This is a genomic window from Rudaea sp., assembly GCF_036560865.1.
GTDB lineage: Bacteria > Pseudomonadota > Gammaproteobacteria > Xanthomonadales > Rhodanobacteraceae > Rudaea.
The window spans coordinates 1-10,795 of the sequence record NZ_DATBQK010000089.1 but is presented as its reverse complement, the minus strand read 5'-3'; the positions used below and the strand labels follow the sequence as shown (position 1 = coordinate 10,795).

The window sequence follows — 10,795 nt, the reverse complement described above, 5'->3', positions numbered from 1 at the left end:
ACGTCGTCTACGCGCGCAACATCACTGACGTCGACGACAAGATCAATACCGCCGCCACGCAGGCCGGCGTCCCTATCGACACGATCACCGCCCGCTATGCCGCCGCCTACGCCGAGGACATGGCCAGGCTGGGAGTCGATGCGCCCGATATCACGCCCTACGCCACCGCGCATATCGCGCAGATCGTCGCCATGTGCGAACAGCTGATCGCCAGTGGCCACGCCTACGTGGCCGAAGGTCATGTGCTGTTCGATGTCGCTTCGTTCCCGCAGTACGGCCAGCTCTCGGGCCGCTCGACCGACGAAATGATTGCCGGAGCGCGGGTGGAAGTCGCCCCGTACAAGAAGAACCCTGCCGATTTCGTGTTGTGGAAGCCGTCCACACCCGAACTGCCCGGCTGGGACAGCCCTTGGGGTCGCGGGCGTCCCGGCTGGCATATCGAGTGCTCGGCGATGAGCGCGGCGCACCTCGGCGAAACGATCGACATCCATGCCGGCGGCAACGACCTGCTGTTTCCGCATCACGAAAACGAAGTCGCACAATCGACCTGCGCGCACGGCGGCAGGATTTTCGCCCGCACTTGGCTGCACAACGGCATGCTCAGCGTCGAAGGCAGGAAGATGTCGAAGTCGCTCGGCAACACCCTGGTGCTGCACGAGCTGTTGCAGAAATATCCGGCCGAACTGCTGCGCTACATGCTGATGAAGGCGCACTATCGACAGCCGTCGGATTGGTCGCAGGCGGCGCTTGAACAGGCGCAGCGCACACTCGACGGTTTGTATACGACGCTGCGCGATCTCGCCGACGTGTCGAGCGCGGGCGCCACCGAGCCGCCGACGGAATTCCTGGCCACGCTGGCCGACGATCTGAACACGCCGGAGGCACTGGCCGTTCTCTCGCGTCTGGGCGAGAACGCGCGCAAGGCTACAAATCCACAAGTACAGAAAGAAGCAAAGGCCGCGTTGCTGGCAGCCGGTGCGTTTCTCGGCTTGCTCCAAGTCGACGCCGAACAATGGTTCCAGGGCGGCAACGACGACTCCGCCATTGACGAGGCGCGCATACAGGGACTCGTCGATGCGCGCCAGAGCGCGAAGAAAGCGCGGAATTTCGGCGAGGCCGATCGTCTGCGCGAAGAGCTGCTCGCGCTCGGCATCATCGTTGAAGACACGCCGCAGGGCCCGCGCTGGAAGCGCAAGGGCAGCGCAGTCAGCGGAGCAGGAGTGAATCCAGATGAACGCGCGGCCTGAACTGCCTCTCGCCGAACCAAGCGCGCAGCAGGCGCAGGTCGCGATCGCCGAGGAATTCGCGTTCTTCGGCGACTGGACCGAGCGCTACCAATACTTGATCGATCTCGGCCGCAAGCTGCCGCCGTTTCCGGACGCACTGAAAACCGAAGAACGCAAAGTGCAGGGTTGCCAGTCGCAAGTCTGGCTGGTCGCCAGTGGCGATGCGCAGCGTCTGACGTTTCAGGCAATCAGCGATTCGGCGATCGTGTCGGGTTTGATCGCGCTGCTGTTGCGCGTCTATTCGGGACGATCTGCGCAAGAAATCCTGGACACCGAACCGACCTATATTCAGGCGATAGGTCTGGCCAAACATTTGTCGCCGACGCGCAGCAACGGACTGGCGGCGATGCTGCAAACGATCAAGGCTTATGCGTTGAAGAGCCGGGACTCGGGGCTCGGGACTCGGGACTCGTAAGTGCTTTAGCCGTCATTCCAGCTTTCGCCGGAATGACGAGCCTGCTCAGTCGCCCATCTGCTTCTGCCGATGTTCCCAGCGCTCCTGCGCGTCGAGACTCAGCGTGGCGATCGGGCGCGCGTCGAGGCGTTCGATGCCGATTTCCTCGTCGGTTTCTTCACAGTAGCCGTAACGGCCTTCCTCGATGCGCTTGAGCGCCTTGTCGATCTTGCCGATCAGTTTGCGATAGCGATCGCGGGTACGCAGTTCGAGCGAGTTTTCGGTTTCGCGCGTGGCACGTTCGGCTTCGTCGCCGACGTCGCGCACTTCATCGCGCAGATTGTCGATCGTCTGTTTGGACTCCTCGACCAGATCCTCGCGCCATTTCTGCAGCTTCGCGCGGAAATAGGCGAGATGGCGCGGACCCATGTATTCCTCTTTCGGTCCGGGGCGATAATGCGCGGGCAGATCGATCACCACGGTGTTGGGCAACGCGTAACGCCCGTCTTCGCGGGTGACTGTGTCTGGAGTTTTCGCTACTGCGGAAGCCATTTTTCCCTTCGTCGATACAGCTTGTCGTATAAGTACCGGCTTGCCGGCAGATCGTTTTGCAACGGCAACGGCGACGGCGGGCGCGGCGGCACGCTTCGTTGCCGTTTTCGTTGCCACGGGTTTCGCGGGCCGTGAGCTGGTCGCGTGTTTGACGGATTTCTTCGCAGAGGCGATCTTCTTCGTCGGCCGTTGCGGTTTGACGACAGCAGCGGACCGCTTGCGCACAGCCGCGGCCTTGCGCGCGATTTTTTTCGGCGCAGGTTTCTTGACCGCGCGCGCGGTCTTGCGCGGCTGCACTTTCTTGAATGCAACCGGTTTCTTCGTTGCCGGCTTTTTTGCCGGCCTGGCCGCTGCCTTTTTCTTTGCGGCGGGTACTGATTTACGCTTTGAAGTCGCCATATCCCTCACCATTGTCGCTCGGCGGTCGCGTGTTATAGCCTAAGTCACCACACGCGGCAACCATTGTTTTCTTCGCGCGACCCGCATCGCCTGCGCCTGCGGCCTGGATTCCTTTATCGTGACCCGACTGCTGCTCGCCTTGCTCCGCCTCTACCAGCGCCTGCTCAGCCCGCTGCTGGGCTCGCGCTGCCGCTTTCACCCTAGCTGTTCGAGCTACGCCCGCGTCGCCGTGGCGCGCTTCGGCGCGGCGCGCGGCGGCCTGCTTGCGGCATGGCGACTCGCGCGTTGCCACCCATTCAGCGCCGGCGGTATCGACGAAGTGCCGCAGACGTTTACACTGCGCAGTCGCCGCGTTCGTGCGCGCGACGATACGGAATCCAAGTCATGACCGATACGCTGATCGTCAACGCCGACATTGTCAACGACGGCAAGCGCTTTGCGAGCGATGTGCGCATCCGCGCCGGGCGCATCGCGCAAGTGGCGGCGAGCCTGTCCGCGCAACCCGGCGAGCGCGTGTTCGACGCACGCGGACGCTTGCTGCTGCCCGGAATGATCGACGATCAGGTCCATTTCCGCGAACCCGGACTCGAACACAAGGGCGATTTTCATACCGAATCGCGCGCGGCGGTCGCCGGCGGCATCACCAGTTTCATGGAGATGCCCAACTCCCGGCCAGCGACGACCAATCGCGCCGCGCTCGATGACAAATACGCACGTGCCGCGCGCAAATCGCTGGCGAATCACGCGTTCTATCTCGGCGCGACCAACGACAATCTCGAGGAAATCCAGCGCCTCGATCCACGCGTGGCCTGCGGCATCAAGGTGTTCATGGGCGCCTCGACCGGCAATATGCTGGTCGACAATCCACAGACGCTCGATGCGATTTTCCGCGATGCGCCGACCCTGATCGCCACACATTGCGAAGACACGCCGATGATCGAGGCGAACCTGGCCACCGAGCGCGCGCGCTACGGCGATGCGATTCCGATCGAGCGCCATCCGTATATCCGCTCGCGCGAGGCCTGCATCAAGTCCACGCGTCTGGCGATGGAACTGGCGCGGCGCCACGACACGCGCCTGCACGTGCTGCATATCACCACGGCCGAGGAACTGGCGCTTTTCCAGCCCGGCCCGGCAGACGGCAAGCGCATCACCGCCGAAACCTGCGTCCACTTCCTGCACTACAGCGAAGTGGATTATGCAAAAAAGGGTAATTTGATAAAATGCAACCCGGCGATCAAGACCGCCGCGGATCGCAGTGCGATAATCGCCGCGGTCAACGACGGGCGCATCGATATTCTCGCCACCGATCACGCGCCGCATACCTGGGACGAGAAGCAGCAGCGCTACGAACAGGCGCCGTCCGGCCTGCCGCTTGCGCAGTCGGTACTGCAGTGCGTTCTGGAACGCTGGTTCGATGGTGAGTTGCCGCTCGAGTTGATCGTCGAAAAAACGGCGCATGCGCCGGCGCGTCTGTACGACGTGCGCGAACGCGGCTATATCCGCGAGGGCTATTGGGCGGATCTGGTGCTGATCGACGCGCAGACGCCGCACACGGTCACACGCGAGGAAACGCTGTCCAAATGCGGCTGGTCACCGTTCGAGGGCACGCGCTTTCGCAGCACCGTCGACGCGACCTGGGTCAATGGGCACCTTGCCTGGCACGCGGGCAAACTCGACGATACGCAGCTTGGTAGACGTCTGGAGTTCGCCCGATGAACATGATGCTTTATCCCCTCTCCCGCTTGCGGGAGAGGGTTAGGGTGAGGGGAAGGCTTTTCGCTATCCTCATTTTTTGCCTGGGCGCAGCACCCGCTCTGGCGGCCGACCGCGACCTGCGCCTGCCAGACCAGCTGGAGCAAGGCCAGTTGGTGATCGGCCACGCGCCGCGTGGCGCAAAGATCGAATACGCCGGCCGGCGCCTGCATATCGGCGAGGACGGCGTGTTCGTGTTCGGCCTCGATCGCGAAGCGCCTGCGCAGATCAAGCTGCACGTGCGCTATGCGAACGGCAAGGCGCAGGATCACAGTTTCAATGTGGCGAAGCGCGAATACCACATCGAACGCATTTCGGGACTACCGCAGAAAACCGTCACACCCGATCCGCAAACCGCGAAGAAAATCCGTGCCGAAATCGCGCGCGTGGCCGAAGCGAAACATCGTGACGACGCGCGCGAAGATTTCCTGCACGGTTTTTCGCTGCCGGTCGAAGGCGCACGCATCAGCGGCGTCTACGGCAGCCAGCGCATCGACAATGGCGTGCCGCAATCGCCGCATGTGGGCCTCGACATGGCCGTGCCAACCGGAACGCCCGTGCACGCGCCCGCCGCTGGCATCGTCACGCTGGCCGAGTCGGACATGATCCTGACCGGCGGCACCGTGTTGATCGACCACGGCTACGGCCTGACCAGTTCAATCATCCACATGAGCCGCCTCGACGTGAAGGCGGGCGACAAGATCGCCGCCGGGCAGGTGATCGGGCTTTCCGGCGCCACCGGCCGCGCCAGCGGACCGCATGTGCATTGGGGATTCAGCTGGTTCGATGTGCGGCTCGATCCGGCGCTGTTGCCGAAACCTGCCGATCAATAATCCGATGTCTGCCGAGATTCGCGAAATCGGCGCAGACGAATTCGATCTGGTCTGGCCGATCTTTCATGCCGTCGTCGCCAGCGGCGATACCTACAGCTACGAACGCGACACGACATTCGAACAGGCGCGCGCGATGTGGACGAGCGCGCCAGCGCGTTGCTTCGTGGCAATGAACGCGGACAAGCCGTCGGGCTGTTACATGCTCAAGCCGAACCAGGCCGGACCCGGCGATCATGTCGCAAACGCCGGCTATATGGTTGCCAGCGACGCGCGCGGACATGGTCTTGCGCGCCGCATGTGCGAGCACTCGCTCGACGTGGCGCGCGCCGCGGGATTTCTCGCGATGCAATTCAACAGCGTGGTCAGCAGCAACGAGGTCGCGGTCGCCCTGTGGCAAAAGCTCGGTTTCCACATCGTCGGCACCGTGCCGCAGGCATTTCGCCACAGCCGGCTCGGCCTGGTCGACATCCACATCATGCATCGATTCCTGTAGGCCTGCGCGGCCCGCGGCAAAAGCGTCAGCGCCTGCGTGCGAGTTGGCGCGCCTCGCTCCACGCTGACCACAGACTGGTCCAGCGGCCCACATGCGGGTGCGCGATGAGCCACGACAAAGGATCCGGCGCGCGGACTGCTTGCCGTATCGCGGCCAGATCAAGTCGCGCGCGCACACGACATCCGAGTGTGGCGCCGGAAGTCTCCGCGAGCGCTGCGCCAACGTGCTCACTCAGCACGCCGAGGTAGTCGCGCAAGGCCGCAGTACGACCCTCGCCCGGCTGCGTCAGCATCGAACGTGTGAGGCCGTGGCGGGCGAGCAAGTCGAGCGGCAGCGGCAGCCGTTCACTCACTTCTGTGGATATCGACAAGGCATGCAGCAAATGGGAAATTGTCCACAATGTAGCAATGGCATCCAGCTGGGCTGGGCTGCCGCAGAACAGCGTGGATTCAATACGCGCAACTGCTACATACAGTGCAGCACGGTTGCCGAGCAGGTCGGTGAAATTCGATGCGTTGCGCTGTTCGAGCATCGCCAACGCGCCATCGGCCAGCACCGACCATGATCCGGCATCGACAGTTTGCGTACGCGGATCGGCAAACAGCACGGCGCTGATCGGATGGCGTGGATTGCCCGCGCAGGCGCCGATCAATTCCTGCCGCCACCATGCGAGTTTTACCGCGGCAGCCTGCGCTTCGCGCAAACCGAACGCGGTCTGTTCGAGTTCGTGCACCAGGCAGCCGAATGCGCTGGTGCGCAGGCGTTCACTCGGCGCGAGGAAGACGGCGACCGCTGCCTGCTCAGGGTGGGCAGCCAGCCATTTCTGCTCGAAGCTGGCAAACGCTGTTGAGTTTTCCGGCACGTTGCGCCGTTCAGTCGAGGCCGAGCGCCGCAAGCAATTCGTGCGGCATTGCGACCACACGGTCCGCGCCCCAGTCCTGCGGGTTTTCGCCGTCGAGATAGCCCCAGGCTGCAGCGACCGTCATCATGCCGGCGCGCTGCCCTGCTTCGATGTCGCGCGCATCGTCGCCGACATACACGCTGCGTGTTGCCGTCACGCCGACCAGCGCACACGCGTGCAGCAACTGCGCGGGGTCTGGCTTGCGCTGGGCCAGGCAGTCGCCCGACACCAGCGCGTCGCTACGCGAATCCAGCTTGAGTTCGGCAACCACAGCACGCGCCAGATGCCCGGGCTTGTTGGTCACGATACCCCAGCGGATTCCGAGCCTTTCCAAATCGCTCAGGACAGCATCGATGCCCGGATACGGACGTGTGTGGACCGCGATGCCTTCCGAATACAACTGCAGGAAACGCGGCAACAGCGCTTCGATGCGCGCCTCGTCGGCACCAAGGAAGCCACGCCGCAGCATGGCGCGGCCGCCTTTGGAAACCACCTGACCGACCGCCGTTGAATCCACCGGCGCTTCGCCAAGCTCGGCGCGCAAGCGGTTCATCGCGGCAATCAGATCCGCCGCGGAATCGACCAGCGTGCCATCAAGATCGAAAAATACCGCCTCGATTTCCGCGCCCCGCAGCCTCATCGCCCGCAACTGTTCACGAGGGTTTGCGCGCACAAGCGAGATAGTTGATTTGTGTACTTTGCACTAGCCAGGCGCGACGCGTCAGCGGGTTGTAGGCAAGCCCGCTCAGATCCTCGAGTTCGAATCCGGCGCCGCGCAAGGCGCTGGCCAATTCGGACGGGCGGATGAATTGCGCATAGTGATGCGTGCCGCGCGGCAACAGATTCAATGCGTATTCGGCACCGACGATGGCCGCGCCGAAGGCCAGCGGCGTGCGATTGAGCGTCGACAGGAACAGCCGCCCACCGGGCTTGAGCAGGACCGCGCAGGCATCGATCACACTGCCCGGATCGGGAACGTGTTCGAGCATTTCCATACAGGTAATGGCGTCGAAACTGTTAGGCATTTCCTGAGCTAGCGCTTCGACGCTGACCTCGCGATAGTCGACATGCTGACCGGATTCGTGCAAATGCAGGCGCGCGACTTCGAGCACGCGTGGCGCCAGATCGATACCCATCGCGTTCGCACCTGCCGCTGCGAGCGCCTCGCTCAGAATGCCGCCGCCGCAGCCGACATCGAGTATGCGCGCGCCTTTCAGCACAACACGTTCGGCCACATAGTTCAGACGCGTTGGATTGAGATCATGCAACGGACGCGATTCGCCGTCGGCGTCCCACCAGCGCGCCGCCAGCTTGTCGAATTTGCCGGTTTCGGCCGGATTGACGTTGGATTCGATCATTGTCATTCCCTCAACCAGCGCTCGCGATACGCGCCTGCCAGGCGCGTGCATTGGCGCGCAACGCATCGACATCCATGCAGACCAGTACACCATTCTCCAGCTTGCGCCGACCCGCGATCCACACATCGCTGACCTGATGCCGACCGGTGGCATACACGAGCTGCGAGGTTACTTGGTACACGGGCTGCGTTTCGAGTGCGTCGAGGCGCACCGCAACGAGATCGGCCTGCTTGCCCGGCATGATCGAGCCGATGCGCTCGCCGAGGCCAATCGCCTTGGCGCCATTCAAGGTCGCCGCCTGCAGCGCAAATGCGGCGTCGAACGCACTCGCGTCATTCGCCACCCCCTTGGCGAGCAAGGCCGCCGTGCGCATCTCGCCGAACATGTCCAGATCGTTATTGCTCGCGCAGCCATCGGTGCCGAGCGCGAGATTGACGCCGGCGCGGCGCAGCTTTTCTGCGGGGCAGAAACCGCTCGCAAGCTTGAGATTCGATTCGGGGCAATGCACGACCGATGAACCCGCTTCGGCGAGTTGCGCGATTTCGCTGTCGAGCAACTGGGTCATGTGCACGGCGATCAGGTGATCGTTGACCAGACCCAGCGTAGCCATGCGCGCAAGCGGGCGCATGCCGTGGTCGCGCTTGCTGTCGTCGATTTCCTGCGCGGTTTCGTGGACGTGGATATGCACCGGCAGATCGAGTTGATCCGACATCAGGCGAATGCGCTCGAAGGCCTCGTTCGATACCGTATACGGCGCATGCGGCGCGAGCGTGGTGGTGACCAGCGCCTCGCCGAGGAATTCGTCGTGCACGGCGAGGTTCTTGTCGAAGTATTCGTCGCGGCTCTTCGCCCACGGCGTCGGGAATTCGATAAATGGCAGGCCGACGACCGCGCGGAACCCGTGCTTGAGATAGGTCGCCGCCTGCGCATCGGGAAACAGGTAGTTCTCGCTGCAGCAGGTGGTGCCGCCGCGCAGCATCTCGGCAATCGCCAGTTCCACACCGTCGCGCACGAACTCCGTGCCGACAACCTTGGCTTCCGCCGGCCAGATATGTTCGTGCAGCCATGTCATCAGCGGCAGGTCGTCGGCGATGCCGCGCATCAGCACCATCGGGTTGTGCGTATGCGCGTTGACCAGACCCGGGATCAGCGCATGCTCGGAAAGATCGATGCGCTTCGCGTTGGTATACTTTTTCCGCGCCGCCGCGATCGGCAGGATGTCCGCGATCGTATCGCCCGCCAGCGCAACCGCATGCTGGTCGAGTACGAGGCCATGCGGTTCAACGGGGATGACCCAGCGTGCTTCGATTACGGTATCGACCACTACACCCTCACGGATTCTTCCCTTCTCCCGCTGGCGGGAGAAGGTGCCGAAGGCGGATGAGGGTGGAACATCCGCAGGCAATGACATCCGACCAACACCACCCTCACCCGCCGCGCGATGCGCGGCGACCTCTCCCGCCAGCAGGAGAGGTGTTTATCTAGCGCGACGATGTCATCCGATGCGTCACTTCACCCTTCCCACATATTCGCCGGTGCGCGTATCCACCCTGATGATCTCGCCATTCGGCACGAACAGCGGCACGCGTACCGTGGCGCCGGTCTCAAGTTTTGCGGGTTTGCCGCCGCTGCCGGCGGTGTCGCCCTTCACACCGGGATCGGTCTCGACGATCTTCAGTTCGACGAAGTTAGGCGGGCTCACGGTCAACGGCGCACCATTCCACAAAGTGACGATGCATATCTCATTGCCCTTGAGCCACTTCTCCGCATCGACCATCGCATTCTTGTCGGCGGCGATCTGCTCGTGCGTGTCCTGGTGCATGAAATGCCAGAACTCGCCGTCGCTGTAGAGATACTCCATATCCTGATCGAGCACGTCGGCCGGTTCCAGCGCATCGGTCGACTTCATCGTCAGCTCGACGACGCGACCGGTCTTGATGTTGCGGTACTTCACGCGCGTGAACGCCTGACCCTTGCCCGGCTTGACGTACTCGGTGTCCACGATCGTGCACGGGTAGCCGTCCACGATGATCTTCATGCCGTTCTTGACGTCGTTCATGCCATAGCTGGCCATCTTGCTTGCTCCGTTGTGCAACGAGCCGCGCTCGAATGCGGCTAAAATGGAATAAAGAAGCCGGACACGCCGGCGATCAGAACGCCAATGATAACCGCAAGCCCCCGTCCCGCGCAGTACGCCGCCGCTGAAAATTCCAGCGAGATGCGCCATTTCGCACGCGGTCGCTGGCAAAAACTCTGGCGCGAAGCGATCACGGATCCACTTGAATTGCTCACGTTGCTCGATCTGGGCCATCTCGCCGAAGCGTTGCTGCCGAACGCCGACACGGGCTTCGCATTGCGCGTGCCACGCGGTTTCGTCGCCCGCATGCGGCGCGGCGACGCGCGCGATCCGCTGCTGTTGCAGGTGCTGCCGCAGGCGGCTGAGCTGGGCGACGTGCCGGGATTCACTCGCGATGCAGTCGGCGATCTGGCCGCGCGCTCAGCCAACGGCGTGCTGCACAAATACGCGGGCCGTGCGCTTTTGATCGCCACCGGTTCCTGCGCCGTGCACTGCCGCTATTGTTTCCGTCGGTACTTTCCGTACGCGGAGGAAACCGCGGCAGCGAATGGCTGGCAGGAGGCGGTCGAGCATCTGCGCGCCGATGCCTCGATCAGCGAAGCGATCCTTTCCGGCGGCGATACGCTATCGCTGGCGACGCCGAAGCTCGCCGAGTTCACCGACGCGCTGGGGACGATTCCGCATCTCGCCCGCCTGCGCATCCACACGCGCCTGCCCATCGTGCTGCCCGAACGCGTCGACGACGAG

At 63.2% G+C, this 10,795-nt stretch carries 12 protein-coding genes and 2 pseudogenes; 8 read left to right on the top strand and 6 right to left on the bottom strand.

Going from position 1 to position 10,795, the window contains the following annotated elements; all coding sequences use genetic code 11:
- Both cysS and VIE67_RS09365 read left to right on the top strand, forming a co-directional pair.
- Positions 1–1,247 (top strand): cysteine--tRNA ligase (gene cysS / locus VIE67_RS09370; protein ID WP_332025525.1); only part of this gene is annotated, 1,247 nt, incomplete at its 5' end.
- On the top strand, positions 1,231–1,701 hold the full coding sequence (locus tag VIE67_RS09365; protein ID WP_332025523.1) for a SufE family protein: 471 nt from the start codon (positions 1,231–1,233) through the stop codon (positions 1,699–1,701). The genes cysS and VIE67_RS09365, both read left to right, overlap by 17 nt.
- Before the next feature lie 45 nt (positions 1,702–1,746).
- Here VIE67_RS09365 and dksA read toward each other — a convergent pair.
- Positions 1,747–2,148, bottom strand: a pseudogene (dksA, locus tag VIE67_RS09360) (RNA polymerase-binding protein DksA); the annotation flags it as partial.
- A gap of 124 nt (positions 2,149–2,272) precedes the next feature.
- Here dksA and VIE67_RS09355 point away from each other — a divergent pair.
- The 5 genes from VIE67_RS09355 (at position 2,273) to VIE67_RS09335 (ending at position 5,712) form a co-directional block, all read left to right on the top strand.
- Positions 2,273–2,674: a hypothetical protein gene (locus tag VIE67_RS09355; protein WP_332025519.1), complete on the top strand. Its 402-nt coding sequence runs from the start codon at positions 2,273–2,275 to the stop codon at positions 2,672–2,674.
- Between the two features lie 75 nt (positions 2,675–2,749).
- Entirely contained in the window at positions 2,750–3,019 is a 270-nt protein-coding gene (yidD, locus tag VIE67_RS09350; RefSeq protein WP_332025517.1) for a membrane protein insertion efficiency factor YidD, read from the top strand.
- Positions 3,016–4,350 (top strand): dihydroorotase, encoded by a 1,335-nt coding sequence (locus VIE67_RS09345; protein ID WP_332025515.1) that lies wholly within the window; start codon positions 3,016–3,018, stop codon positions 4,348–4,350. The genes yidD and VIE67_RS09345 overlap by 4 nt, the downstream gene beginning before the upstream one ends.
- A 44-nt stretch (positions 4,351–4,394) precedes the next feature.
- Positions 4,395–5,219: a M23 family metallopeptidase gene (locus VIE67_RS09340; RefSeq protein ID WP_332025513.1), complete on the top strand. Its 825-nt coding sequence runs from the start codon at positions 4,395–4,397 to the stop codon at positions 5,217–5,219.
- A 4-nt stretch (positions 5,220–5,223) separates the two neighbouring features.
- A complete protein-coding gene (locus tag VIE67_RS09335) occupies positions 5,224–5,712 on the top strand; it encodes a GNAT family N-acetyltransferase (RefSeq protein ID WP_332025511.1) in 489 nt (162 codons plus the stop codon).
- Between the two features lie 25 nt (positions 5,713–5,737).
- Here the strand turns inward: VIE67_RS09335 and VIE67_RS09330 are convergent, their stop codons facing one another.
- The 5 genes from VIE67_RS09330 to efp all read right to left on the bottom strand — a co-directional run bounded on the left by VIE67_RS09330 (position 5,738) and on the right by efp (position 10,045).
- The gene (locus VIE67_RS09330; RefSeq protein ID WP_332025509.1) at positions 5,738–6,574 is read right to left on the bottom strand and encodes a squalene/phytoene synthase family protein; all 837 of its coding nucleotides are present in this window, start codon (positions 6,572–6,574) and stop codon (positions 5,738–5,740) included.
- Between the two features lie 10 nt (positions 6,575–6,584).
- Positions 6,585–7,253, bottom strand: coding sequence for a phosphoglycolate phosphatase (gene gph, locus VIE67_RS09325; protein ID WP_332025507.1), 669 nt, complete (start codon positions 7,251–7,253; stop codon positions 6,585–6,587).
- Between the two features lie 13 nt (positions 7,254–7,266).
- Positions 7,267–7,971 (bottom strand): bifunctional 2-polyprenyl-6-hydroxyphenol methylase/3-demethylubiquinol 3-O-methyltransferase UbiG, encoded by a 705-nt coding sequence (gene ubiG, locus VIE67_RS09320; protein WP_332025505.1) that lies wholly within the window; start codon positions 7,969–7,971, stop codon positions 7,267–7,269.
- Positions 7,972–7,981: 10 nt separating this feature from the next.
- Entirely contained in the window at positions 7,982–9,295 is a 1,314-nt protein-coding gene (locus VIE67_RS09315) for a TRZ/ATZ family hydrolase (protein ID WP_332025503.1), read from the bottom strand.
- A 183-nt stretch (positions 9,296–9,478) separates the two neighbouring features.
- On the bottom strand, positions 9,479–10,045 hold the full coding sequence (gene efp, locus VIE67_RS09310; protein ID WP_332025501.1) for an elongation factor P: 567 nt from the start codon (positions 10,043–10,045) through the stop codon (positions 9,479–9,481).
- An 87-nt stretch (positions 10,046–10,132) separates the two neighbouring features.
- On the opposite strand from efp, the pseudogene VIE67_RS09305 reads away from it, so the two are divergent.
- Positions 10,133–10,795, top strand: a pseudogene (locus VIE67_RS09305) (EF-P beta-lysylation protein EpmB); the annotation flags it as partial.

Coding starts and splice junctions, on each gene's coding strand:
- VIE67_RS09365 (WP_332025523.1), top strand. CDS start 1,231: ATGAACGCGCGGCCTGAACTGCCTCTCGCCGAACCAAGCGCGCAGCAG.
- VIE67_RS09345 (WP_332025515.1), top strand. CDS start 3,016: ATGACCGATACGCTGATCGTCAACGCCGACATTGTCAACGACGGCAAG.
- VIE67_RS09335 (WP_332025511.1), top strand. CDS start 5,224: ATGTCTGCCGAGATTCGCGAAATCGGCGCAGACGAATTCGATCTGGTC.
- gph (WP_332025507.1), bottom strand. CDS start 7,253: ATGAGGCTGCGGGGCGCGGAAATCGAGGCGGTATTTTTCGATCTTGAT.
- ubiG (WP_332025505.1), bottom strand. CDS start 7,971: ATGATCGAATCCAACGTCAATCCGGCCGAAACCGGCAAATTCGACAAG.
- efp (WP_332025501.1), bottom strand. CDS start 10,045: ATGGCCAGCTATGGCATGAACGACGTCAAGAACGGCATGAAGATCATC.